At 71.7% G+C, this 23,962-nt stretch carries 21 protein-coding genes; 5 read left to right on the forward strand and 16 right to left on the reverse strand.

Annotated elements, in window-relative coordinates; all coding sequences use genetic code 11:
* Positions 1-6: 6 nt before the first annotated feature.
* Positions 7-516, reverse strand: coding sequence for a transcriptional regulator NrdR (gene nrdR, locus EKD16_RS17225; RefSeq protein WP_131099320.1), 510 nt, complete (start codon positions 514-516; stop codon positions 7-9).
* Between the two features lie 963 nt (positions 517-1,479).
* Positions 1,480-2,142: a LysM peptidoglycan-binding domain-containing protein gene (locus tag EKD16_RS17230; RefSeq protein ID WP_207391331.1), complete on the reverse strand. Its 663-nt coding sequence runs from the start codon at positions 2,140-2,142 to the stop codon at positions 1,480-1,482.
* 455 nt (positions 2,143-2,597) lie between these two features.
* Between EKD16_RS17230 and lexA the strand changes: the two genes are divergently transcribed.
* Together lexA and EKD16_RS17240 are read left to right on the forward strand one after the other, a co-directional pair.
* Positions 2,598-3,215 carry a transcriptional repressor LexA gene (gene lexA, locus EKD16_RS17235; RefSeq protein ID WP_394347345.1) on the forward strand — a complete coding sequence of 206 codons (618 nt, stop codon included), beginning with the start codon at positions 2,598-2,600 and terminating at the stop codon, positions 3,213-3,215.
* Positions 3,216-3,804: 589 nt separating this feature from the next.
* Positions 3,805-4,887 carry an alpha/beta fold hydrolase gene (locus EKD16_RS17240; protein WP_131099323.1) on the forward strand — a complete coding sequence of 361 codons (1,083 nt, stop codon included), beginning with the start codon at positions 3,805-3,807 and terminating at the stop codon, positions 4,885-4,887.
* A 243-nt stretch (positions 4,888-5,130) separates the two neighbouring features.
* Here EKD16_RS17240 and EKD16_RS17245 read toward each other — a convergent pair whose 3' ends face one another.
* The 4 genes from EKD16_RS17245 to EKD16_RS17260 all read right to left on the reverse strand — a co-directional run bounded on the left by EKD16_RS17245 (position 5,131) and on the right by EKD16_RS17260 (position 10,172).
* The gene (locus EKD16_RS17245; protein ID WP_131099324.1) at positions 5,131-5,706 is read right to left on the reverse strand and encodes a hypothetical protein; all 576 of its coding nucleotides are present in this window, start codon (positions 5,704-5,706) and stop codon (positions 5,131-5,133) included.
* A gap of 503 nt (positions 5,707-6,209) precedes the next feature.
* The gene (locus EKD16_RS17250) at positions 6,210-6,869 is read right to left on the reverse strand and encodes a hypothetical protein (RefSeq protein ID WP_131099325.1); all 660 of its coding nucleotides are present in this window, start codon (positions 6,867-6,869) and stop codon (positions 6,210-6,212) included.
* Between the two features lie 3 nt (positions 6,870-6,872).
* On the reverse strand, positions 6,873-9,368 hold the full coding sequence (gene leuS / locus EKD16_RS17255; protein WP_131099326.1) for a leucine--tRNA ligase: 2,496 nt from the start codon (positions 9,366-9,368) through the stop codon (positions 6,873-6,875).
* A gap of 231 nt (positions 9,369-9,599) precedes the next feature.
* Entirely contained in the window at positions 9,600-10,172 is a 573-nt protein-coding gene (locus tag EKD16_RS17260) for a hypothetical protein (protein ID WP_131099327.1), read from the reverse strand.
* 268 nt (positions 10,173-10,440) lie between these two features.
* Between EKD16_RS17260 and EKD16_RS17265 the strand changes: the two genes are divergently transcribed.
* The gene (locus EKD16_RS17265) at positions 10,441-10,863 is read left to right on the forward strand and encodes a DUF6406 domain-containing protein (RefSeq protein ID WP_131099328.1); all 423 of its coding nucleotides are present in this window, start codon (positions 10,441-10,443) and stop codon (positions 10,861-10,863) included.
* Positions 10,864-10,957: 94 nt separating this feature from the next.
* Positions 10,958-12,499 carry a long-chain-fatty-acid--CoA ligase gene (locus EKD16_RS17270; RefSeq protein ID WP_131099329.1) on the forward strand — a complete coding sequence of 514 codons (1,542 nt, stop codon included), beginning with the start codon at positions 10,958-10,960 and terminating at the stop codon, positions 12,497-12,499.
* A gap of 84 nt (positions 12,500-12,583) precedes the next feature.
* Here EKD16_RS17270 and EKD16_RS17275 read toward each other — a convergent pair whose 3' ends face one another.
* The 9 genes from EKD16_RS17275 to EKD16_RS17315 form a co-directional block, all read right to left on the reverse strand.
* Positions 12,584-12,808: a hypothetical protein gene (locus tag EKD16_RS17275; RefSeq protein WP_131099330.1), complete on the reverse strand. Its 225-nt coding sequence runs from the start codon at positions 12,806-12,808 to the stop codon at positions 12,584-12,586.
* Positions 12,809-12,876: 68 nt separating this feature from the next.
* A complete protein-coding gene (locus EKD16_RS17280; RefSeq protein WP_242677019.1) occupies positions 12,877-14,013 on the reverse strand; it encodes a glycoside hydrolase family 3 N-terminal domain-containing protein in 1,137 nt (378 codons plus the stop codon).
* Positions 14,010-14,750, reverse strand: a complete 741-nt coding sequence (locus EKD16_RS17285) for a carbohydrate ABC transporter permease (RefSeq protein ID WP_131102718.1) — start codon at positions 14,748-14,750, stop codon at positions 14,010-14,012. Before EKD16_RS17285 ends, EKD16_RS17280 begins: the two co-directional genes overlap by 4 nt.
* 95 nt (positions 14,751-14,845) lie before the next feature.
* The gene (locus EKD16_RS17290) at positions 14,846-15,874 is read right to left on the reverse strand and encodes a carbohydrate ABC transporter permease (RefSeq protein ID WP_131099331.1); all 1,029 of its coding nucleotides are present in this window, start codon (positions 15,872-15,874) and stop codon (positions 14,846-14,848) included.
* A gap of 4 nt (positions 15,875-15,878) precedes the next feature.
* Positions 15,879-17,159 (reverse strand): sugar ABC transporter substrate-binding protein, encoded by a 1,281-nt coding sequence (locus tag EKD16_RS17295; RefSeq protein WP_131099332.1) that lies wholly within the window; start codon positions 17,157-17,159, stop codon positions 15,879-15,881.
* Positions 17,160-17,377: 218 nt separating this feature from the next.
* Positions 17,378-18,688, reverse strand: a complete 1,311-nt coding sequence (locus tag EKD16_RS17300; protein WP_131099333.1) for a cytochrome P450 — start codon at positions 18,686-18,688, stop codon at positions 17,378-17,380.
* A gap of 164 nt (positions 18,689-18,852) precedes the next feature.
* Positions 18,853-19,302, reverse strand: a complete 450-nt coding sequence (locus tag EKD16_RS17305) for a hypothetical protein (RefSeq protein WP_131099334.1) — start codon at positions 19,300-19,302, stop codon at positions 18,853-18,855.
* A 191-nt stretch (positions 19,303-19,493) separates the two neighbouring features.
* Positions 19,494-20,753, reverse strand: coding sequence for an SAM-dependent methyltransferase (locus EKD16_RS17310; protein WP_131099335.1), 1,260 nt, complete (start codon positions 20,751-20,753; stop codon positions 19,494-19,496).
* Positions 20,754-20,808: 55 nt separating this feature from the next.
* On the reverse strand, positions 20,809-22,233 hold the full coding sequence (locus tag EKD16_RS17315) for an FAD-binding oxidoreductase (protein WP_131099336.1): 1,425 nt from the start codon (positions 22,231-22,233) through the stop codon (positions 20,809-20,811).
* A 337-nt stretch (positions 22,234-22,570) separates the two neighbouring features.
* On the opposite strand from EKD16_RS17315, the gene EKD16_RS17320 reads away from it, so the two are divergent.
* The gene (locus EKD16_RS17320; RefSeq protein ID WP_131099337.1) at positions 22,571-23,368 is read left to right on the forward strand and encodes a glutamate racemase; all 798 of its coding nucleotides are present in this window, start codon (positions 22,571-22,573) and stop codon (positions 23,366-23,368) included.
* A 163-nt stretch (positions 23,369-23,531) separates the two neighbouring features.
* On the opposite strand, the gene EKD16_RS17325 is transcribed toward EKD16_RS17320, so the two are convergent.
* Positions 23,532-23,921, reverse strand: coding sequence for a hypothetical protein (locus EKD16_RS17325; RefSeq protein ID WP_131099338.1), 390 nt, complete (start codon positions 23,919-23,921; stop codon positions 23,532-23,534).
* Between the last annotated feature and the right edge of the window lie 41 nt (positions 23,922-23,962).

Here is a 23,962-nt window from a genome sequence, read left to right on the forward strand (position 1 = left end):
TGCGGCCTAGCCCTCGCCGTCCTCGCCGTCTCCGCCATCGGCTACCCGGACGGGCTCGCCTGCGCTGTGTTCGCGTCCGGCCCGCAGCAGGGCGATCTCGCTCTCGAAGTCCGCCAGCGACTCGAAGCCGCGGTAGACGGAGGCGAAGTGCAGGTAGGCCACCTCGTCCAGCTCGCGCAACGGGCCCAGGATCGCCAGTCCGATCTCGTGCGCCGGGACCTCGGCCACACCGCGGGACCGGATCTCCTCCTCGACCTGCTGGCCGAGTTTGGCGAGCGAGTCCTCGGTGACCGGGCGCCCCTGGCAGGCTCGGCGCACCCCGGCCACGATCTTGGTGCGGGAGAACGGCTCGGTGACGCCCGAGCGCTTGGCCACCATCAGCAGGACGGTCTCCTGCGTGGTGAAGCGGCGCTCGCACTGCGGGCAGGAGCGGCGCCGCCGGATGGCTGCGCCGTCCTCGGTCGACCGGCTGTCGATCACCCGGGTGTCCGGATGGCGGCAGAACGGACAGTGCACGCCGGCGTGCCTCCCCCCGATGTCGGAACGACTGTGCTCCGGTGCCCCGGCCCGCCCGGTGCGGCGCCGTCCGATGATGCGGATGTGCGGCGCAGGCGTGGCGGCCCGGGGGCCGGTTCCGTCGAGACCGCCTGCACCGCAGGCGATCCACGAGGAATCAGGTACCTACTAAAACACAATTTCTAGGCTGCTTGTTTCACGGCGAGCACTAGATGTTGTGGTTAACCTACGACTGCCCCACCGGTAACGCAAGTCCCTTCGGCGGGCGGCGACCGACCGCAGCAGGTCACCGCCGGAAAAGCACGCAAGGTGGCCGGGCGTGCCGTCTTCGTGCCGCCTCTGCGCACCGTGGAAGGTGTGCCCGGCCCCACACGAAGCGCGGGCGCGGCGGCGGGGACGCACGCCTTCCAAGGGGGACGGCGACACGCGGCGGCTGCGAACCGGGAGTGCACGGGAGGAGGCCGCGGCGCCGAACGGGCGGGGCGTACGGGGACCCGTCGCGGGGCGGCGAGCCTACCGGGCACCGCTGCGGCGACCGGTGGTCACCCTACTGCGCCCGCGGGGCCCTCGGGCCCTCACACGCCGACGCCGGGGATGCCGCCGGGGCGGCTCGAAGGCGGCGTCGGAATCCCTGCCGCTCAATCGGAGTGGGATATCTCCGCCGCTGCCTGGCGGGCCGTGCGGGCCGATGCTTTTCGGCGGTAGTGCAGCCTGCCCGCGGAGGCGCGCAGGCCCCGTTCCGCGCAGCGGGCTGTCGGCTCGGGGCCCGGCGGGGTGCGGCGGGGCGGAGGGGCCGGGTCGAAGTTCGATGGTCGCCTTGAGCGCGGTGCCCGAGGCGGCGGTTTCGACGGCGGCCGCTCCCCGACCGGCACCAGGGCTGCTCAGTGCACCGCGGGCGCCGCCGCAGGCGGCAGCGAGCCGGGCGGGGCGGCACGCGGCGTTCAGCAACTCAGGGAAGTCCTACTAAAAGTCCGGCATCACGAGTTCCTGGCCCGGCTCCAGCTCCGACTCGCTGAGGCTGTTGACGCGCACGATCTCGTGCACGGTGCTGCGGGGGTCGTCGCCGGGCCGAACGCGCTGGGCGATCTCCCACAGGGTGTCGCCGTCGCGGACCACAACGGTGGAGGGTGCCTCGGTCAGCGCCGACTCGGTGGGCGCGCCTGAGGCCGACGCGCCCCCGGTGGCCACCGCGACGAAGAGGCCGGCGAGGACGCCCGTGGCCAGGACCGTGGCCACCGTAAGCGCGACGACCCGGCCGCGGCGGGTGAGCCGGTCGTGCCACAGCTCCAGGGCGGCGCTGCGCGGTGCGGCCGAAGTGCGCAGACGTGGCGCGGCCTGCGGCGGGCGCCGTCGCGCGGCGGGCGCAGGGGCCGCGCTGCGCCACTCCGGGATCTGCCGGGCCCAGTCGAACAGAGCGCCGTCGTGCGCGCCGGGGACCGCGGACTCGGCGGGAACCGCGGCGGCACCCGCCGGCGCGCTCTCGGCCGGAGGCTCGGGGGTCGGGGGGTCGCTGGGTACGACGGTCAGCCGCGAGCGCCGGGCCCGCCGGTCCAGCGGGGCGGCGTCGGGCGCATCGGCCCAGGGTACGGGGGGTTCGAATGCAGAGGCGGATTCAGACGCAGACACAGACACAGTCATGGCCACACTGCCCTCACCTTCGTACGCCAGTTCGTTAGAACTAACGTTCGATTCCTACCGCATTCGAGCGAATTTTTCAGCACCATCTCGAACGTTTGTTTGATATTGCCGTGGTCACGCACTAACGTTGGACATGTTTAGCTGCGGTATCGGCGGCGCCACTACCAGTGGCGGCGCGCGCGTTACCGCTGTCGAACACGATCGACTGGCCGACCCCGTCCGAACGGGGCTGGGCCTGACGCCTGCACCGATAGCCGCACCCAGAAATCAACCGACCGCCGAGGAGGCCGGCCGTGCCGGAGGAGAACCACGGAACCCAGGAACCTCACGCGGGCGGGGGGTCCGTCACCGCGCTCCGGTCCACTGCCGCGCCACCCGCCGATTCACAGGAGTCCGCTGAGGGCGCCGAGAGCGCACCGCAGCTCACCGCACGCCAGCAGAGCGTGCTGAACTGCATCCACCGCTATGTGCGGCAGCGCGGATATCCACCGTCCATCCGGGAGATCGGCGACGCGGTGGGGCTATCGAGCCCGTCCAGTGTGGCGCACCAATTGAAGGTGTTGCAACGCAAGGGGTACCTCTACCGCGACCAGAATCGCCCGCGCGCGGTCGAAATTCGCATTCCGGGCCAGGCTCCGGTGCGGTCCTGGGACCAGCTGGAGGAGACCCCGGAGGCGGACGAGTCGCGCGCCACCGACGTACCGGTCGTCGGCCGGATCGCGGCGGGCGGCCCGATCCTGGCCGAGGAGTCCATCGAAGACGTCCTCACCCTGCCCAAACAGCTCGTGGGCGAGGGGCGGCTGTTCATGCTCAACGTCGTCGGCGACTCGATGGTCGACGCCGCCATCACCGACGGCGACCTGGTGGTGGTGCGCCAGCAGCCCGAGGCCAACAACGGCGACATCGTCGCGGCCCTGCTCGACGACGAGGCCACGGTGAAGTCGTTCAAGCGCGACGCCGACCACGTGTGGCTGCTGCCGCGCAACGAGGACTACGAGGCCATTCTCGGTGATGAGGCCACCATCCTGGGCAAGGTGGTGGCCGTTCTGCGCCGCGTCTGAGTCGTCGGCGGGGCATCGGCATAACGAGTTCACCTCGTTTCGGCACGGGCTCGTGATCTTCGATGGAGATCACGAGCCCGTCGCCGTTTCGGAACCCAACGGTTATATCCCGACATACGGAGCGGCGTGCGAGACGAGCGCGGACGCCGTTATACCACTGCGAAACCGCTGCGGTAGGGACTTTAGCCTCTACGAATCGGAACTCGATGGCGGGTGCCGCCGCGAGACGAGGACCGGCGCGACAGCAGACAGCCTCGGCAGAGCGCCGCCCGACAGGCGCGGAGGACGGCGCGGTACGCCGCCGGGCCCCGCCGGCCGGTGCTTCCCCACAGCACTCTCAGCGAAGCACACGGCACCGACGATCGGCGGCGAGCACCGTCCCCGCTGCGCTTCCCGGGCTCCGCTCGCCGGCTCCGCAGGCGGTAGCGTTCCGGCTGAACCGCAGGGCGGCCGACCGCCGCCCGAGGCGAAAGCGCCGCCCCGGTCGGCCTCGGCGGCCCGCGGGGCGGCCCACCGGTCGCGTCCCGTCCGACGGGCCGCCCGGATGCTGCCGCGCCTCTGCGGGCCCGGCGGGCAATACGGTGGAACCATGCCCCTCTGCTCCTGGCCGCGCTCCGCCGCCGTCCTCGCCGCGCTGCTCGCTCCGCTGCTGGTCACCGGCTGCGGGGCGAACGGCGACACGTCGTCCTCGTCCGCCGAGCCCCCCGGCGTGCGCCCGCAGCAGCGCGAGGTGACCTTCCAGAGCGGCCCCGACACGGTCCACGGCACCTTCGCACTGCCCCCTCAGGGCGGCGCGGGCCTGCCGGCCGCCCTGATCATCTCGGGGAGCGGCCCCACCGACCGCAACGGCGACAACCCGATGCGGCCCGACGCCGGCACCAACCGCAACTTCGCCCGCGTGCTCGCCGAGGCCGGCGTCGCCTCGCTGCGCTACGACAAGCTCGGCAGCGGCGAAACCGGCATGGCCTCACACGACGCGGACGCCCCCGTCGGCTACGACGTCTTCGCCCAGGAGGTCGCCGACGCCTACGCCCACCTGGCCGCCCAGCCCGAGGTGGACCCCTCGCGGCTGCTCGTCCTCGGCCACAGCGAGGGCGCGCTCTTCGCGCTGCGCGCGCACCGGATCGTCGACGCCCACCCGCCGCGGGCGCTCATCCTGGCGGCTCCTCCCGGCGAGCGCTACCTCGACACCGTCGACCGCCAGTTCACCGAGCAGGTCCGCACGGCCGAAGCGGCCGGCGGCATGGACTACTCCCAGGCCGCCCAGACGCTCTCGGACGTGCGCTACGCGATCTCGCTGATCCGCGAGGGCGGCGATCTGGGCCGGGCGGACCTCTCCCAGGAGGTCGCCGGCGTCCTCAACCCCCAGGTCGCGCCGTTCCTCCGCAAAATCGACGCGATGGATCCGCTGCAGCTGGCGCGCGACCTCCCGCCGGACACCCGCACCCTCGTGCTACGCGGCACCGCCGACTCGCAGATCACCCGCGAGAACGTGGACCGCCTGATGCGGGGCCTGCCCGACGGGCGGCGTGTCAGCGTCGAGGGCGCCGACCACGTGTTCCGCATGTACAGCGAAGCGCCGGGCGCCGACGTGCTCGACTCCCGGCGCCGCTTCTCCCCCGACGTCGCACCCGCGGTCGAGGGGTTCCTGGAGGCCGCAGTGGGGGCCTGAGCTCGTCGACGGGAGCTGTCGCGGCACCTGCGGATACGACGAAGGCGCCCGATCCCGCCCGGGGCGCCCCGCCGCACCACGTACGACACCGCCACCGCAGCGGACTGCGGCAATGGGGCCGGTCCGCGCAGCGCGTGTGCCGGCTTGCCGCCAAGCGGCGGGAACCCGGCCCTCCAACGGGTTTCCGCCTGGCCGCGGACGAACAGCTGCGGCCCCCTCGCAGTGTCGGTGTCGGTGTCGGTGTCAGTAGTTGCCCTGCTCGATCTCCGCGACGAGGGCGCGCGACAGCGATTCGGCGTGGGCGAGGGCGACGTCGCCCGGCACCGACTCGTCGGCACGGTAGTCGACGGCGGAGGTGTAGCAGGACATGGTGTACAGGTTCGACATGCGCACGGCGACGCAACCCCAGTCGAAGCCCTGCAGGTTCTCCGTCCATGTCCTGGCCTCGTCGCCGATGCCGGAGAGGTTCCGCGGCGAGCCGCCGTGCGCCGCGGCCTCCAGCGCGCGCGACGCCGCCTCGGCGCCGGTCGTACCGGTGCGGTCGGCGTAGCGGACGAGCACCATCCGGGCGGCGGCGGGTACCTCCGAGGCGGTCTCGGGAGTGGCCCAGCGGCACTCGTAGCCTTCGCGGACCCCCTCCTCGAACCCCTCGATCCGCTGGTTCAACTCGGTCTCTCGGGCGGGGACCATCCCGTCCAGCACATCGTCCGGCGCCACAGAGCAGTCCGGAGCCGACTCGTAGGCACCGGTCGCGGCCGAGCTGATGGCGAATACGGCCCACACACCCGCGCCGACCAGGGCCAGCACCACGGCCGCCACCGCGGCGACCGCGGCGGTGGCGCAGCCACGGCTCTGCGCGGGCGCGGAGGAAATGGGCTCGGGCTCCGGGGCGGCGCCCGGCTGCAGGCCCGACGGCCCCGGAGGAACCCCGGCACCCGGAGCACCCGGAGCACCCGGCGGAGCGTATCCGCCTTGCGCGGCAAACCCGGGTGCGGCCGGCTGCGGCGGCGGCGCGGCCGCGGTCGGCCCTTCCGGCGCCGCTCCCGGAGCCGACCACCCCGAGGGCGGTGCCACATGTGTGTAGCCGTGGCCCTGCCCCGAACCGGGCGCGCCGTTTTCGTGCGGCTGCTCCGGCTGCTCGTCGGGCCGTCCGCCGCCGGGTCCGGGCGGCCCGGCTCCAGGGCCGCCGGAAGGTGGCCGGGTCATCGGCGCCTCCCTGTCGTCGTGCTGCCGCCCGCGCGGATGCGCCCGGGGTCCGGCACGCACGCGGCCACGCTACTATCCCGCCCCGACCGCGACCCGCCCGTTCGCACGCCGCGGCGCTACAGGGACGCGGCCAGTCGCTCGGCGATCGCGACGGCGCCGTCGCGCGCGGTCTCGTATTCCAGTTCGCCGCCCCGACGGTCGGTATGGCCTCCGTAGAACACCTCGATGAGCATGTTGTCCCGGCGGAAGGCGACCTCCGCCGAGCTGCCGTCGGATGTCCCCGGCCAGACCAGCGCCCCTTCGCCCAGTTCGGGGACCGGGGCGGCGCCGTCCAGCTCGCCGATGGGGGCCAGCTCCTCCAGCCTCTTGGCGGCGGCGCGGGCGCCGCTGACCTCGCCGGCCTTGTCGGTGAAGTGGGCGGTGAAGTCGACGTGCAGCGAGCGCGGCGGGCCTTCGTCGGCCCCGACCGAGGTCCACACGCAGGTCGAACTCTCGGCGTCGGCCATCGGCCCCTGCTCGCTGGTCTCCAGGGCGGCGCCGGGGACGAGCTCCCGGACGCGCTGCCCGGGAACGTCCGAGCAGGCGGGGGCGGAGGCGTAGGTGTCGGCCTCGTCGGCTCCCACAGCGGGCGCACCGCTTGCCAGCAGCAGTCCCGCGGTGACCGCGGCGGCCACCAGCACGACGACCCCCGCCCCGGCGGAGATCCACACGGCGAGCGACGGTCCGTCCTGTTCGCGGCGGCCCGCGGCGCCAGGAGCGCGCCCGATCCGAGCCATGGATCAGGCCACCACGACGTTGACCAGCTTGGGCGCGCGCACCACGACCCTGCGGACCTCCTTGTCGCCGATGAACGCCTGCACCTTCTCCGAGGCCAGGGCGAGCCGCTCCAGCTCCTCGGCCTCGATGTCGGGGGCGACCTCCAGTTTGTCACGGACCTTGCTGGCGACCTGGACGACACACGTGACCGACTCCTGGGTCAGCAGCTCCGGAGCGGGCGCGCGCCAGTTGCCGACGGCGACCGAACCGGTGTGCCCGAGCCGCTCCCAGCCCTCTTCGGCGGCATACGGCGCGAACAGCGACAGCGCGACGGCGATCACCTCGGCCGCCTCCCGCACGGCGGGGTCGTGTGCCCCGGGCCCGGAGTCGATCGCCTTGCGCGCCGCGGTGACCAGCTCCATCAGCCGCGCCACGGCCACGTTGAACCGGTGCCCCTCGACGGCGCCGGTGATCTTGTCCAGGGCCTGGTGGGTGGCCTTGCGCAGCGCCGTGTCGCCCTTGCCGGGATCGGTCCCCGGTGCGGAGGCGGCCCCGGCCTCGACCATCACCCGGAAGGCGCGGTTCAGGAACTTGAGGGATGCGGAGGGGGAGACGTCGGCCCAGTCGATGTCGTCTTCGGGGGGGCCGGCGAAGACGACGGTCAGGCGCACCGCGTCGACGCCGTACCTGTCGATCTCTTCGCCGAGGTCGACCCCGTTGCCGAGGGACTTGGACATGGCCTTGCCCTGGTTGATCACCTGGCCCTGGTTCAGCAGCCGGCGGAACGGCTCGGTGAACGCGACCATGCCCATGTCGTAGAGCACCTTGGTGAAGAACCGGCTGTAGAGCAGGTGGAGGATGGCGTGCTCGACGCCGCCCACGTACTGATCGATGGGCCCCCACTCGGCGACCCTGTCGACATCGAAGGGTGCGGTCTCGTGCTGCGGAGAGCAGTAGCGCAGGTAGTACCACGAGGAGTCGACGAAGGTGTCCATCGTGTCCGTGTCGCGCTGCGCGGGCCCGCCGCACGATGGGCAGTCGACGTCGACCCAGTCGGCGGCCGCGGCCAGCGGGGAGACACCTTTGGGGGCGAGGTCGGCCCCCTTGAGGTTGTCGGGCAGCTTCACCGGCAGCTGGTCGTCGGGGACGGGGACCTCACCGCAGTCCGGGCAGTGGATGATCGGGATGGGGGTGCCCCAGAAGCGCTGTCGCGAAAGCAGCCAGTCGCGCAGCCGGTAGTTGGTCGACGCCGTACCGGTGCCGCGCTCACCGAGGATCTCGATGATGCGGTCGATCGCGTCGCCCTTGGACATCCCGTCCAGCGGCCCGGAGTTGATCATCCGGCCCTCACCGGCGGTGGCCAGGCCGGTCTCGGCGGGGTCGCCTTCGCCCGTGTCGAGGACTTCGCGCACCGGCAGACCGAACTTGAGGGCGAAGTCGAGGTCCCGCTGATCGTGGGCGGGTACGGCCATGATGGCCCCGTGGCCGTACTCCGCCAGCACGTAGTCGGCCGCCCAGACGGGGATCCGCTCGCCGTTGACCGGGTTGACGGCGTAGCGGCCGAGGAAGACGCCGGTCTTCGTGCGCTCGGTGGACTGGCGCTCGATGTCGGTGAGCTTGGAGACCTGCGCCCGGTAGTCCTCGAACTCGGCGCGGCGCTCGTCGGTGCACAGCTCGTCGGCCAGCGGAGCGTCGGCCGCGACCACGAAGAAAGTGGCGCCGTAGAGGGTGTCGGGCCGGGTGGTGAAGACGGTGACGGGCTCGTCGCGGCCCTCGATTTCGAAGGCGACGTCGGCGCCTGTGGACCGCCCGATCCAGTTGCGCTGCATGAGCAGGACACGCTCAGGCCACTTGCCTTCCAGCTGGTCCATGTCGTCGAGTAGCCGATCGGCGTACTCGGTGATGCGGAAGTACCACTGGTTCAGACTGCGGCGCACGACTTCGGTGCCGCAGCGCTCGCAGCGCCCTTGCACGACCTGTTCGTTGGCCAGCACGGTCTGGTCCTTGGGGCACCAGTTGACCAGGCCTTCCTTGCGGTAGGCGAGACCGCGCTCGAAGAACCGCAGGAAGAGCCACTGGTTCCACCGGTAGTACTCGGGGTCGCTGGTGTGCAGGCGGCGCGACCAGTCCAGCGCGACGCCGTAACGTTTGAAGGAGTCGGCCTGGGTCGCGATGTTGGCGTAGGTCCACTCGGCGGGGTGCGTGCCGTTCTTGATGGCGGCGTTCTCGGCGGGGAGCCCGAAGGAATCCCAGCCGATCGGGTGGAGCACGTTCTCGCCGAGTTGGAAGCGGTAGCGCGCGACCACATCGCCGATGGCGAACGCCTCTGCATGGCCCATGTGCAGGTCCCCGGAGGGGTAGGGAAACATGTCCAGGACGTAGGAGCGCGGACGGTCGTCGGCCGGGTCCTCACTGGCCGTGAACGGGTTCTCCGCGGCCCATCGCGCCTGCCACTTGTCCTGGAGCGCGCGAGCGTCGTAGGACTCGCTCGTCACCTGGTCTCCGTCTACCGCTGTCATCGCTGGATCGTCCTCTAACCGGTCGCACTTGAGGGCACGTGGCGGCTGGGAGGTCGCGGCTGCTGGGCCGCGCGCCCTCGGGGGTCGGCTCCGCCGAGTCGAGCTGCCAGCCGGGGTGTCTGCCCCAAGGTTAGCGCGGTTCGAGGCGCTACCTCGACGCGGCGGCCGCCGGGCGGCGTAGACCCCCTGCGGCCGAGGACGCGGGTGGTGCGGGGTGAGCGGCGGGCGGGGCTACCTGCGGCGGGGCTTGCGGGGGCGGCGGGGGACGCGGAGGCGGCGGCGGATCCTGCCTTCGGCGGGCTCTTCGGCGGGGGCGCCTCCGGGCTCGCGGGCGCGGGCCGCGCTTTCGTACTCCTCGGCCGCCCGTTCGTGCTCCTCGGCGGCGAGGCGGCGCTGGCGCACGGGCTCCGGTTCCAGTTCGGCCTCCGCCTCGGGGTCCGGGCGGTGGATCTCGGTGTGGCGCTCCATGACGGGGCGGCCGGAGATCTCCTCGTCGAGCAGGTGTCGCGTCTCGCGGTCGACGTTGGTGGTGATGGGCGTGGTCTCGTGCCGCTCGCCTTCGATGATCGTCGCGGCCTCGTGGTCGAGGTTGGTGTCCATGGCGTTGCGTTCGGTGGGTTCCTCGACCACCGTCTGCGGCGCGTAGCGGCCGCGCTGCCGCCAGGGGAAGCGGCGGCGCTGCGGATCGGCCAGCCCGGCGCGGAAGTAGGTGCGCGGCTGCTTGGTCCACTGCACCAGCCACCAGCTGATGAAGACCGCGCATGCCAGAATCAGGATCCCTATGGTCCAGATCCACGTGGGCATCTCGTTCTCCTCGGGTGCGTGTTCTGCGTTCTCGTGGCTCTCGCCCCCTCCACTGCCCGCAGAGGCCGCGTCCGGAACGCGAATGCGCGGCGTCCGGCCATCCGGGCTGATGGGAGAATGGCCGTGAGCGTCGGCATCCCCGTTCCGGACGTTCCCCCTTGGCTGCGTTCGTCCCGTCGAACAGCCCGCCTCCCCGTTGCGCCGCGTCGGCGCGTCCTGCCCGCCTCGGCGCCCCCGTTCCCCCCGAGTCTGTGGAGACCCGACGAAGATGACCGTGTTCGACTCCGCCCGCCGCGCCCCCCGGATCGCCGTCGCCGCCGCTGTCGCGGCCGGCCTGCTGATGGGTGCCGCGGCCTGCGGCCAAGGCGAGCCCGAGCCCGAGCCGGGGAGTTCGGCACCGGTGCTCGGTGTGGACAACGACCGTGTCCAACTGCTGGAGGGCACGCCCGCCTCGGTGGCGGGGCAGGCCGAGGCCGAAGCCGTCGAACTGCGGCTGACGGGATATGAGGACGGTTCGGAGCCGGCCGTGGTGATCAGCGCGCAGCCCCGGGGCGGCGAGGCCACCGAATACACCCTGAGGCTGGGCGACCACCTGGAGGCGGGGGGTTCGTCGTGGCGGGTCTCCGAGATCGGGATCAGCGGCTCGCAGGCCCAGCCGGCGAGTGTGACGCTGACGCGCGAACCCGCGTAGCGGCGGGCAGTGCGGATACCCCAACCAGCCGAAATCAGGTTACTCTGCGGTAGAAAGGTGACCGAAACCACGGCACTCTGTAGTTGGAGGCGCGATGCTCAACCTCGCCGCACTGCTCGAAGACGGCGCCAGGACCACTCCCGAACGCGACTGCCTGGTCTTCGGCGACCTGCGGATCGACTACGCCACCGCGAACATGATCGCCAACCAGGTGGCCGAGATGCTCACCGCGCGCGGCATCGGGCGGGGTGACCGCGTCGCGCTGGCAAGCCCCAACACCCCTTATTTCCCGTTCGTGTACTTCGGCGCACTCAAGGCCGGTGCGGTCGTGGTCCCGCTGAACGTGCTGCTCACGCCGCGGGAGATCGCCTTCCACCTGCAGGACTCGGGCGCCAAGGCGCTGTTCGCCTTCACCGGCACACCCGACCTGCCGCTGGGCGAGCGCGCCTTCGATGCCTTCAACCAGACCGACTCCTGCGAGGTCTACATCGACCTCCCGGCCACCCCCGGCGCTACCGAGTCGCAGATCGAGGGCGCCCAGACCATCTGGGCGGCGCTGGCCGGCACCACCGGCGCCTTCGCGACGGTGCAGACCGAGGCCGACGACACCGCGGTCATCATCTACACCAGCGGCACGACCGGCACCCCCAAGGGCGCCGAGCTGACCCACATGAACCTGCTGTTCAACGCCGTCGCCTCCGATTCGCTGTTCGACCGCTCCGAGCACGACGTCTACCTGACCGTGCTGCCGCTGTTCCACATCTTCGGCCAGACCACGATGATGAACTGCGGCTTGTACCGGCACGCCACGCTGGTGCTGCAGGCGCGCTTCGAGCCCGAAGAGGCGCTGTCGCTGATGGAGAAGGAGGGCGTCACCGTCTTCGCGGGGGTGCCCACGATGTACTGGGGCCTGCTCGGCGCCAAGGGCGAGTACGACATGGGCGCCATCACCGCCAACCTGAGCACCGCGGTCTCCGGCGGCAGCGCGCTGCCCGGCGAGGTGGCGCGCAACGTGAAGGAGCGGTTCGGGGTCGAGGTGCTGGAGGGCTACGGTCTTTCGGAGACCTCTCCGGTGGTGTCGTTCAACAACCCCAAGGTCAAGGCCAAGCCCGGCTCGATCGGCCGGCCTATCTGGGGCGTCGAGATGAAGCTGGTCGACAGCGACTTCAACGAGGTCGAGGGCGAGGGTCCGGGCGAGATCGCGGTTCGCGGCCACTGCAACATGAAGGGCTACCACAACCGCCCCGACGCCAACGAGCAGGTGTTCTCCGACGGCTGGTTCCGCACCGGCGACATCGCGCGCCGCGACGAAGAGGGGTTCTACTTCATCGTCGACCGCTCCAAGGACATGATCATCCGCGGCGGCTACAACGTCTACCCGCGGGAACTGGAGGAGGTGCTGATGACCCACCCCGAGGTCAGCCTGGCCGCGGTGGTGGGCGTCGAGCACGAGTCCCACGGCGAGGAGATCAAGGCGTTCGTGATCCGCGAGGAGGGGGCGGCGCTGACCGAGGAGCAGCTCGTGGAGTGGTCCAAGGAGCGGCTGGCCGGCTACAAGTACCCCCGCATCGTGGAGTTCCGCGACACGCTGCCGATGACGGCCACCGGCAAGATCCTCAAGCGCGAACTGCGCTGACTCCGGGCGGGGGCGGCGCACTCGCGTGCCGCCCCCCGACGCCTCGCGGCGGCCCGGGAGTTGCGGAGCCGCACCACCGCCGCGCTAGAGGGGCCGCCACTGGGCGCCGCAGGCCATGCAGCGGAACTCGACGGGTTTGCCGCAGGTCTTGCAGTGCGGGCCGGGGCTGTACTCGCCGAGGTGGTCGGCGTGGCGGTCGGCGAAGTAGCGCAGCCGCATGCAGGTGTTGCAGCGGATCCGCACGGTCGTGGGGCTTCTGGGCCAGGGGGCCTCTGGCTCGATCGGGTGCTCCGTCGGCTCGGCTTCCATGTCTCCCCTTCGCGCGGCGCGGTCTGCGTCTCATCAAGCCGCCACCCTTGCGAAGGCCGGGCGGGTGGTCAAGGTGCCCGGCTCCGGGACGCGAGCAACCCCTCGACGCGCCCGGCGGCCTCGGCCAGTCGGCTCTTGCCGATGCGTCCCTCGTCGACGGCGGCGAGGACCGCGTCGCGGGCCGCGCGGAACAGCGCTTCGCCGGTGGCCGCCGCCGTCCGCGGAGTCCGCGGCCTCCGCTCTTCGCCGGCGGCGACCCGGCCACCCGGTCCGCCCGGGAATCCGACCGCGCGCTCGGCGTTCTCCGCTCTCCCGGTGTCCGCCGGATTTCCCAGGCACAGCAGGTCGGCTCCGGCCGCCAGCGCCGCGACCGCGCCGCGGGCCACGCCCGCGGCCCGGTCACCGGCACCCGTGTGGGCGGCGAGGCCGCGCATGTCCAGCGCGTCGGTGATCGCCGCGCCCGCGAATCCCAGCTCGGAGCGCAGCAGTCCGTAGCACCGGGCGGAGACGCTGGCGGGCGCCGTGTCCAGCGCGGGAACCGCGATGTGCCCGGTCATGACCATGTCGGCCCCGGCCGCCACCGCCGCGGCGAAGGGCACCAGTTCGCGGCGCCGCAGGGTCGCGATGTCGACCCCGATCACCGGCAGTCCCACATGGGAGTCGGTGCGGGTGTCGCCGTGTCCGGGGAAGTGCTTGGCCGCGGCGGCGATGCCGGCGGCGTGCAGGCCTTCGACGAACGCCGCGGTGTGGGCGGCCACCCGCTCGGGGTCGGCGCCGAAGGACCTGTCACCGATGACCGGGTTGGCCGGGTCGACGTTGACGTCGGCGACGGGGGCGAGCGCGGCGCCGATTCCGGCGTGGGCGAGCTCACGTCCCATCGCGGCGGCGGTGGCCCTGGTGCGTTCGGGCGATCCGCGGCCGAGTTCGCCGTGGCCGGGGAAGGGTGAGCCGCGGGCGGCGTGCAGGCGGGTCACACGCCCGCCCTCCTCGTCGGAGGCCGCCAGTACATCGGGGCGCAGCGCGTGCAGCTCGGCCGACAGTGCCGCGGGGTCGGCGCCGAGGTTGGGGGCGAAGTAGACGACGGCGCCGACGCCGTCGTCGATCGCGCGGGCCAGCCAGGGCGGCACCGAGGTTCCGCCGAACCCCGGCATCAGCACGGTGTGCACCATCCGGCGAAGCGCGGGGTCGGCCGCGTCGGCGCTCAACGCTTCACCGCCCCCTGCACCAGCCCGGAGACCAGGCCGCGCTGGACGAGCAGGAAGAACGCCATCACCGGCAGTGTGATCACGGTCGAAGCGGCCATCACCGCCCCCCAGTCGGTGGTGTACTGGCCGAAGAACTGCCGCAGTCCCACGGCGACGGTGTACTTCTCCGACTCGTTCATGAACGTCAGCGCCAGAATGAACTCGTTCCAGGCGGTGATGAACGAGAAGACGCCGGCGGCCACGAGCCCGGGCGCGACGAGCGGGAACAGCACCGACCAGAACATCCGCCCCCAGGAGCAGCCGTCGATGTAGGCGGCCTCCTCCACCTCCTTCGGTACGGCGGCGGCGAATCCGCGCAGCATCCAGATAGCGAACGGCAGAGCGAGCGCGATGTAGACGATCGCCAGCCCGATCAGCGAGTTGAGCATGCGCAGGTCGCGCACCTGCAGGAACAGCGGGATGACCAGCGCCTCCAGCGGTACCATCTGCACGGTCAGCAGCAGCACGAGCACGGTGGTGCGCAACCGGAAGCGGAAGCGCGACACCGCGACCGCGGCGAGCAGCGCCAGCACGCTGCTTCCGGCCACGGTCAGCCCGGCGACGGCCAGCGAGTTGCCCAGGTAGCGCAGGAAGCCGGCTTCGGCCAGCACGAAGCGGAAGTTCTCCAGCGTCACCGAGTCGGGCAGCAGCGTCTCGGTACCGGATGCCGCGCGCTCCGAAAGCGCGCTGACCACCATGAAGTAGGCGGGGAACAGGGTGAACGCCAGCACCCCGGCCACCGCCAGCGCGCGGGCCGCGGAGCGCGTGGTCGGTCGCCTCCGGCCGCGGGCGGTCACCGCAGCTCCTCGTCGCGGAAGAGCGCCCGCAGGTAGACCACGGTGATCGCCAGCAGCATCAGGGTGAGCAGCACCGCGATGGCCGAGCCCAGGCCGTAGGACTGGTTGCTGAAGGATCGCACGTAGGACCACACCCCCAGGTTGAGCACGTCGCGGTTGCCGCCGGAGCCGCCGGGCATCAGGTACACCTGCGCGAACACCTTGAAGTCCCAGATGGTGGAGAGGATGGTGACCACGGCGAAGACCGGACGGATGGTGGGGAACGTGACGCTGCGGAACCGCTGCCACGGCCCGGCTCCGTCCAGCAGCGCGGCCTCGTGCAGCTCGCGCGGGACGGTCAGCAGCCCGGCGAGCACGGTCACCGCGACGAACGGGAAGCCGTGGTGGATGACGTTGAGCGCGGCGATGGCGTAGAAGGTCGCCCGCTCGGTGAACCAGTTGAACCCCTCGGGGCCAAGCACGCCCGCGGCCTGCAGCAGCCGGCGCACCAGACCGTCGTCGACGTCGAAGATCCAGATCCACACGTAGGTGCCGGAGACCGCCGGCATGGCCCAGGCGACCATGATGCAGCCCAGTACGAGGGTGCGGCTGAGCCTGCTGAGGGTGTTCAGCAGCAGCGCCACCAGCGTGCCGAAGACGACCGTGCCGGTGACCGCGACGGCGGCGAATACCGCGGTGTTGGGCAGCGCCACGGTCCACAGGTAGCGGTCGCTCAGCAGACGGGCGTAGTTGTCCAGCCCGATGTAGTCGCTGCGCCCGGAGACGACGTTGTCCAGGCCGTAGTCCTGGAACGACAGCTGCACCACGCGCGCCAGCGGCACCAGCAGCAGCACCGCGACGACCGCGAGGCCGGGGGCGAGCAGTGCCCAGGGCAGGCTCCGGCGGCGCGCGCGGGCGCCCAGCCGGGGGCCGCCGCGGCGCGGGCGCCCGCTCGGTCGGTTCCGCGCCCGCGGTGCGGCCGCCCCCGAGGGGGCGCTCGATGCGCGCGGCGCGCCCGCGGTGCGGGTCGGGACGGGGTCGGCCACCGGTTCAGGCGCCCTCGTTCAGGGTCTGCTCGACCTGCTCGGCGGCGCGCGCGGTGGCCTCCTCCACCGACGCCTCCTCGTTGAGGATGTCCTGCAGCATGGCCTGCAGCACCATGTCGCCCTGCACCTTGCCGAAGTTCTCCGTGGCGGGCAGTCCGCGCCCCGCCTCGCTCATCTGCTCGGCGAAGGGCTGCACCAGCGGGTCGTCGGAGGAGGTGTAGGGCTGCAGCTGCTCCTGCTTGCCCGGGAAGTAGGTGGTGGCCTGTGACCAGCGGCGCGCGTTCTCGTCGTTGGTGAGCAGTTCGACGTAGGACCAGGCCAGGTCGGGGTCGTCGGCGGAGTTGAAGACCGACAGGTGCGAGCCGCCGAGGAAGGAGGGGCTGAGGCCGCCGTCGGGTCCGGGGACGGGGAAGGCGCCGATCCGGCCTTCCAGGTCGGGGTTCGCTTCCAGGATCGCCTTGGGGGTCCAGCTGCCCGCGACCATCATGGCGACGTCGCCGGAGATGAATTCGTCCTGCAGGTCGGTCTCCATCCAGGTGGCGGCGCCGGTGCTGGAGACGCCGTCCTGCAGGGCGAGGTCGGTGTAGAAGGACAGTCCTTCGCGCGCCTGGGCGCCGTCGAGTCCGGAGGTCCAGGTCGGGCCGGAGGAGGTGGCGATGTCGCCGCCGCTGCCCCATACGAAGGGCAGCATCTGGTAGACGGCGTCGCCGGGCACCGGGAAGGCGGTCATGTCGTCGCGTCGCTCGGAGATCTCGATGGCGGTCTCGCGCAGCTCCGCCCAGGTGGTGGGTTGTTCCAGGCCGAGTTCGTCGAACACGTCGGTGCGGTAGAGGACCGAGCGCACACCCGCGTACCAGGGCACGCCGTACAGGCCGCCGTCGAGGGTGCCGGCCTCGGTCAGGCTGGGGACGTAGGCGTCGGTGGAGCCGACGCGGTCGGAGACGTCCATCAGCGCACCGGCGCCGGCGAACTCCAGCGTCCAGGTGGTGCCGACCTCGGCGACATCGGGCATGGTGTTGCCCGCGATGGCGGTGACGAACTTGTCGTGGGCGTCGGCCCAGGGCACGAATTCGACGTCGACGCGTGCGCCGGTCTCTTCGCGGAACTGCCGGGCGACGTCGTCGAAGTAGGCGGTGGCGTCGGGGTGGGTGCCCTGCATGATCCACACGTCGAGGGTCCGGCCCTCGCCGCCGTCGGCGCCGCCGCTGCCGCATGCGGCGGCGAGCAGGGCCACGACGGCGGCCGCCGCGGCGGACCGCCGTGCTCGGGCGCGGGTGCGTGCCATCGGAGGTCTCCCGTCCGCTCGCGATTACCCGTGGGTGGTAAGGAACTTACGCAAAAGCGCGGCCAGTGTGAAGTAAACAACACAACGGCCCGGCAAAGATTGCGCACGCACCGGAACGGGACCGCATGTCCGCCGGACAGGTTACCGCCGCGCCCCGGCGCGGCAGGCGCTTTCACCCGCCGCGCCGCCGTCGGCCGCTTCGCGTCTTCTGGAGTCTCTCAGAACTCGCACGGCAGCGACTTGATGCCGTTGACGAAGTTGGACGCCAGCCGCCGGGGCGGCGCCGCGGCGCGGATGCCGGGAACACGCCGGTGCAGCTCGCGGAACATCACCGTGATCTCGCGGCGGGCCAGGTGGGCGCCCAGGCAGAAGTGCGGGCCGGGGCCGCCGAAGCCCAGGTGGGGGTTGGGTTTGCGGGCGATGTCGAAGGTGTCCGGGTCGTCGAAGACCGCGGCGTCGCGGTTGGCCGATGCGTAGTAGAGGACGGCCTTGTCGCCTTCGCGGAAGGTATGCCCGTTCATCTCGTAGTCGCGGGTGAGTGTGCGCCGCATCCACACCACCGGGGAGGCGTAGCGGACGATCTCCTCGACGGCTGCGGGGGCGTGCCCCTCGAAGTCCGACCACCACAGCTCGCGCTGCTCGGGGTACTCGGTGAGCAGGCGCAGACCGTGGCTGATGGCGTTGCGGGTGGTCTCGTTGCCGGCCACCGCCAGCAGGATGAAGAAGGAGCCGACCTCCTGGTCGGTCATCGACTCGCCGTCGACGTTGGCGTTCACCAGCGCGGAGGTGAGGTCGGAGGTGGGCTCGGCGCGCCGCTGCGCCGCCAGCTCGGCCAGCAGGCGCGAGAGGTTCTCCCCGGCCTCCAGCAGCCGGGCCATCGCGGTCTCGGCATCGCTGCCCAGGTAGTCGGCGTCGTTTCCGGCCAGCACGACGTTGGAGTTGGCCAGGACCTCTTCGTGGCGGTCTTCGGGAATGCCCATCATCTCGCAGATGACCACCAGCGGCAGGCGGGCCGCCACCTGCGAGACGAAGTCGCACGGGCCGGTGCCGAGGAGGTTGTCGACGATGCGCGCGGCGTGGCGCTCCACGTCCTCCTGCAGGCGGGCGAGCATGCGCGGGGTGAAGCCGCGCGAGACGACGCGGCGCAACCGGGCGTGGCGGGGATCGTCGAGGTTGATCAGCGAGCCGAAGTACTCCGCGAAGTCCTGCGGCATGTCCGGGATCGAGATGGCGCTGGGCTGGGAGGCGAAGACACCGGGCTCGCGGCCGGCCTCGGCCACGTCGGCGTGGTTGACCAGTGCGTAGTAGCCGGGTCCGGGCGGCAGCGGTCCCATGTCGGGCTCGGCGAAGAACTGGGGAGGGTGGCTGCGCAGGCGGGCGAAGTCGGCGTGCCGCTCTGTGAGGGGGCGCGCCCAGAACTCGTTTTCGGACAGATCGATGTCGGAGATGTCGGGAAGCCCGCCGCTTTCTGGCGAGCGGGGACCGGCGGGCTCGGCGGTACGGCCTGCGGCAGCAGACTGCTGGGCCATGGGGGCGCTCTCCTCGCGGGTATGCGGAAACCGTCTCCCTCACTCTTTACACGCGAAGAGATTGTGTCAAGCGCGTTCGGCGGCCGCGGGGGCGCGGAAACCCCGCGCCCCCGCAACCGCCGGTGCACCGCTTCGCTCCGGCCCGACACCGCCCGCCGAGCTGCCTACTCCGAGCCGCCCGAGGCGATGCGCAGCGTCGAGATCAGTTCGGCCGGCTTGTAGACCGCCTGGCCGATGGCCGCCGAGAAGGCCGCCAACATGTGCAGGTAAACGGTGGGGTCGCCGTTGGTGAAGCGCTCGGCCGCCTCTTCCTCCCCCAGCGAGTACGCCTCCCACACCGTGATCACGGCGAATTCCACCTCGGGCGGGAGCATGTCGGCCACCGCCGAGGCGACGGCCTCGCGGGAGTCGGCCGGCTTCCACACCACCCCGGTCTCCTGCACCCGCCGGGAGAGGAAGGAGCCGAAGACCTTCAGCTCGGAGACGGCGCCCTCGGTGTCGTCGCCGACTTCGGCCACGGTCTGGTCCAGCAGGTCGCGGTCCTTGCGGACATAGGCGTCGACCAGCGTGATAGCGAGCTGCTTCATGCGGTCCGTGTCGTCTGTGCCAGGCATACCCCCATCATGCCCGCAGCCGCGCCGTTGATGGGCGCCCGGCGGCCGCGCGCCGCCCGCGATCCGCCGACGGCGCGCCGCGGTCCGCGCAGGAACGCCTCGCCCGTTCGGTCACCGCCCGCTCCCGGCGGCCGGACCCGCTGCGGCGAGCCCGGCTCGCGGGTGCGGGCCGGTCGCCGGGAGCGGACACCTCACTCGAAGCGGGGGCGCAGCGGCATGTGCGCGTCGGTCCCGTCGAGCTTGACACCGAGGATCTGGTGCAGCTGGACGACGTTGCGCTCGAAACCGAGGATGCAGCCGTTCATGTAGAGCCGCCACACCCGAGCCGTCCCCTCGCCGACCTCGGCGACGGCCGCCTCCCAATTGCGGTCCAGGTTGTCGGCCCAGTGCCGCAGGGTCAGCGCGTAGTGCTCGCGCAGGTTCTCCTGGTGGCGGATCTCGAAGCCGGCGTCGTTCATCGGCTGCTGGATGTCGGCGGGCCCCTCCAGCTCGCCGTCGGGGAAGACGTAGCGGTTGATCACGCCGCCCGGCTTCATCGCCGGAAGGTCGTTGCGCGGACGGGTGATGCAGTGGTTGAGCAGCCGCCCGCCCGGCTTGAGCTTGTCGTGGAGGTCGGCGAAGTAGGCGGGGAGGTTCTGCTTACCGATGTGCTCGGTGAGACCGATGGAGCTGATCCGGTCGAAGGTGCCGTCGGGCACGTCCCGGTAGTCCATGTGCCGGACCTCGGCCAGCTCCGTCAGCCCCTCCTGGGCGATGCACTTGCTCGCCCACTCCGCCTGCTCCTTGGACAGCGTCACGCCCAGCGCCTTGACGCCGTGCTCGCGGGCGGCGTGCATGACCATGCCGCCCCACCCGCAGCCGACGTCGAGCAGCCGCATGCCGCTGTGCAGCCCGAGCTTCTGCGCGACCAGTTCATGCTTGTCGCGCTGCGCCTGCTCCAGGGACGTGTCCTCGCTGCCGAACAACGCGCAGGTGTAGGTCATCGACGGGCCCAGCACCAGCTCGTAGAAGGCGTTGGAGACGTCGTAGTGGTGGTGGATGACCTCGGCGTCGCGGTCCTTGGCGTGGCGGCCGCCCAGGAACGACAGCCGGCTGCGGCGCATCTCCTGCGGCGGCGGCGCGACCCGGTTGACGAACTTCACCCAGCCGATGCTGCGTACCATCCGCCCCAGTTCGGTCGGCGAGAGTCGCGGCCCTTCGCCGAAGGTCAGCTCCGACATCCGACGCAGAGCCGTGTACATGTCGCCTTCGACGTCGATGTGGCCGGCGACGTAGGCGCGCGTGAGCCCCATCGCGCCCGGGGACTGCGCCAGGTAGTTCAACGCCACCGGCGTGCGCACGACCAGCGTGGTGTCGCTGTCGGGTTCTCCGGCGGAGCTGCCGTCATAGGCGCGGAACCGAACAGGGGCGTCGGTGCCGACGACGCGTTCGAAGATCTCCGCTAGCCGCATGATTTGTGTTCCCTTCTCACCCGCGCCCGCCCACGCCGAGCTGTGGGCCGGCGTCTCACCTGTTACCGACGCACTTGGCGTAGAGGTCGAGGAGCCGCCCGTCCGGGTCATAGGCGCGCTTCAGCCCGCTGTACCCCTCGCCGTTGTACAACCGCCAGAACTCCTCTTCGGAGTAGAAGGCGTCCGAGTAGAGCGACTTGTGTCCGCCCAGCTTGGAGACCTCCTCCTCCACCGCGCGGTTGTGGTGCGCACGCCGCTGCCCCGGGCGCATGGGGACCATCCCCCAGAACCCGAAGTTGACATAGAGCCGCTCCCGCTCCAGCGGATACAGCGGCCAGACGTGGGAGCGCCCCGCCGCCGGGGCCGCGGACTCGCGCAGGCGCAGCGGGCACATCCAGACGGGGGACATGCCGATCTCGGCGTGGAAGAAGTCGAGGAACTCCGCGCCCCGCTCGACACCCACCTCGACGTCCTGGATCACCGGCTCCTGCTGCGGACGGCCGCGGTAGTGGGCGAGCAGCCGGCTGAAGTCGGTGCGCCGGTCCAGCGCCACCAGCCGGCGGTAGACGTCGGAGCGCTTCAGGGCGCGCGGCCACAACCGCCGCACGGCTGTGTTGCCCAGGCCGAACGCACCCGAGCACCAGAACCAGTCGGTGTCCCAGCGCCACAGGTAGTCGTGCACTGTCAGGTAGTCGCCGGGACCGGGGCCCGCGTAGCGCGGGATGGAGCGGTAGTAGATGTCGGCGCCGGTGTAGTCGCCGACCCACGGCGCGTGGTCGACGAAGGATCCCAGCGTGATGTACAGCTCGCCGGGCCCGAAGGCGACGCCGTCGACGAAGTCGACCCGCTCGCCGGCGTGCTCGGCGTCGGCGCAGATACGCGCGAAGGCGCCCATTGCCTCGTCGGCTCCGCCGAAGCGCAGGTGGCGCAGGTGCACATAGGGCTTGACCGGCTCCAGTTCGATGCGCAGCCGCAGGCTGTAGCCCAGCGTGCCGTAGGAGTTCGGGAAGCCGTAGAACAGTTCGCTGTGCTCGTTGTCGGGCCGCGCTGTGACGACGTCCCCGGCGCCGGTGAGGATTTCGATCTCCTGCACCGACTCGTGCGGCAGGCCGTTGCGGAACGAGGAGGACTCGATGCCCAGGCCGGTGACGGCGCCGCCGACGGTGATCGTGCGCAACTGCGGCACGACCAGCGGCATCAGCCCGTGGGGCAGGGTCGCCGCCACCAGATCCTCGTAGGTGGTCATGCCGCCGACCTCGGCGACCCGCTCGACGGGGTCCACGGCCAGCACGGAGGAGAAGGCGGACACGTCCAGCCTGGGGGCGTCGGAGGGGTCGCGGAAGCGGAACAGGTTGGAGGTGGGTTTGGCCAGCCGCACGGGCGCGTCGGCGGGCAGCCGCGCGTAGTCGCGCCGGAGCCGCTGCACGGCCTCGACATGGTCGGCGAAGTCCCGCTGCGAAGACTGACGAATCGATCTCACCCGCTTCTCAACCCGCTCGGCGCCGCCGCGCCGCTGCCGTAGTGCCGGTCTGCCGCAGCGGCGGCAGACCGGCAGACAGCCTATGCCTCGGGGCCGACAGATCCACGTGTCGGGCCCGTGTGAGCAGTGCGACCCCCGCTTGCGCGGAATAGGGCGGTGCTCCGGCCGGACCTGCCGAGCACGCGCCGGATACGGCACCGCTGCTGTTCTTCCCAATAGTCGTTGTCTCGATACCTCACACAGGCCAGAGGCGGTTCTCTCACTTCTCTCACTCGCACAGCCGCGCCGCTGCGGCCGTGCGGGCACCGCGGGGCGCGGCGGCGTAGGATCGGCAAACGTGCGCATCTCCTTCGTCGACTCCGGGATCGGAATGCTCTCGACCGCCGCCGCCGTCCGCGCGGCGCGGCCCGACGCCGACCTCGTGCTCTCCATGGACCCGGACCACATGCCGTGGGGTTCGCGCACGCCCGAAACGATCGTGGGGCGCGTCCTCGCCGGCGCCCGGGCGACGCTGGACGCCGAACCCGTACCGGGTGCCGGCGGCTGCGCGCCGGACGCGATCGTCGTGCCGTGCAACACGGCTTCGGTGCACGGTCTGACGACACTGAGGGCGGCCTTCGAACCGGAGATCCCGGTGATCGGCACCGTCCCGCCGATCAAACCCGCCGCCGCGGGCGGCGGACCGGTGGCGGTCTGGTCGACCGAGGCGACCACGCGCAGCAGGTACCAGCAGGGGCTGATCGAGGAGTTCGGCCAGGGCGCGGCCGTGACACCGGTGGCCTGCGTCGGACTCGCCGAGGCCGTGGAGTCGGGCGAGGCCGCGGCGCTCGACGCCGCCATCGCCTACGCCGCCGAGCGCACCCCGGCCCAGACCGCCGCGGTGGTACTCGGCTGCACCCACTACGACCTGGTGCGCGAGCGGATCATCGGGGCGCTGGGCGGGCGCGTCGAGTTGTTCACCGCCGCGGCGGCGGTCGCCGCACAGACGCTGCGCCGCCTCGGCGTCCCCGCGGCCCCGGACATGCCGGCCACAGGCGGGGTCGCCGTTCTGGCCAGCGGACGGCCCGCGGGGCTTCCCGCATCGGCCCTGAACTACGCAGCCGGCCAGGCGCTGGCCCGGGTGCCGCAGGCATAGGGCGCATTCAGGCCGACCTCCCGGCTGCAGGTCGCCGTGGTATGCCCCGGCGGCATAGCCGACGATCGGCGGCGCCACTGCGCCTGTGCCGTCAGTCGCACGGTTTCCGGCAAGACCCCGCTCGGCTTCGGCGGAAACCGAGCGGTGGGGGTGGCCGGCGGATTCAGGCGTCGGGGCTCGCGAACGCGAGTACGACCGACAGCAGTCCCATACCCGCCATGATCGCCGCCGCCCCCGTCCGAACGCGCCGCCAACGGTAAGTGCGGGGCCCGAACCAGAGGCCCGCGGCGGTCAGCAGAGCCGCCACGCCGAAGGACACGGCTATGTACCAGAGCGCCGTTTCGGATGTACAGCCGGACCCACACTGGTCTTGGATCACTGCCCCCGTCCAAGCCAGGATGAAGAACACGACCGGCGCGGCGCCGAGTGTGAGCACCGTCCCGATGGCTGGTAGTACGAACCACTTCCGGTCGTGCTCGTGGTCGCGCGACCGGTCGAGGCCGCCGGAGGCGCCTGTGGGGGAACCGTGGAGATCGTCGCTTTCATCGTGCATGCAGCCAGGTTCGCAAGCCCACCCGGCGGCAGTACTGAGTA

Source organism: Streptomonospora litoralis (assembly GCF_004323735.1).
In the GTDB taxonomy this organism is placed as follows: domain Bacteria; phylum Actinomycetota; class Actinomycetes; order Streptosporangiales; family Streptosporangiaceae; genus Streptomonospora; species Streptomonospora litoralis.

Coding starts and splice junctions, on each gene's coding strand:
- EKD16_RS17240 (WP_131099323.1), top strand. CDS start 3,805: ATGCCCCTCTGCTCCTGGCCGCGCTCCGCCGCCGTCCTCGCCGCGCTG.
- EKD16_RS17260 (WP_131099327.1), bottom strand. CDS start 10,172: ATGCCCACGTGGATCTGGACCATAGGGATCCTGATTCTGGCATGCGCG.
- EKD16_RS17265 (WP_131099328.1), top strand. CDS start 10,441: ATGACCGTGTTCGACTCCGCCCGCCGCGCCCCCCGGATCGCCGTCGCC.
- EKD16_RS17295 (WP_131099332.1), bottom strand. CDS start 17,159: ATGGCACGCACCCGCGCCCGAGCACGGCGGTCCGCCGCGGCGGCCGCC.
- EKD16_RS17285 (WP_131102718.1), bottom strand. CDS start 14,750: ATGGTGGTCAGCGCGCTTTCGGAGCGCGCGGCATCCGGTACCGAGACG.
- EKD16_RS17310 (WP_131099335.1), bottom strand. CDS start 20,753: ATGCGGCTAGCGGAGATCTTCGAACGCGTCGTCGGCACCGACGCCCCT.
- EKD16_RS17305 (WP_131099334.1), bottom strand. CDS start 19,302: ATGCCTGGCACAGACGACACGGACCGCATGAAGCAGCTCGCTATCACG.
- EKD16_RS17325 (WP_131099338.1), bottom strand. CDS start 23,921: ATGCACGATGAAAGCGACGATCTCCACGGTTCCCCCACAGGCGCCTCC.
- EKD16_RS17250 (WP_131099325.1), bottom strand. CDS start 6,869: ATGGCTCGGATCGGGCGCGCTCCTGGCGCCGCGGGCCGCCGCGAACAG.
- EKD16_RS17270 (WP_131099329.1), top strand. CDS start 10,958: ATGCTCAACCTCGCCGCACTGCTCGAAGACGGCGCCAGGACCACTCCC.
- leuS (WP_131099326.1), bottom strand. CDS start 9,368: ATGACAGCGGTAGACGGAGACCAGGTGACGAGCGAGTCCTACGACGCT.
- EKD16_RS17275 (WP_131099330.1), bottom strand. CDS start 12,808: ATGGAAGCCGAGCCGACGGAGCACCCGATCGAGCCAGAGGCCCCCTGG.
- EKD16_RS17300 (WP_131099333.1), bottom strand. CDS start 18,688: ATGGCCCAGCAGTCTGCTGCCGCAGGCCGTACCGCCGAGCCCGCCGGT.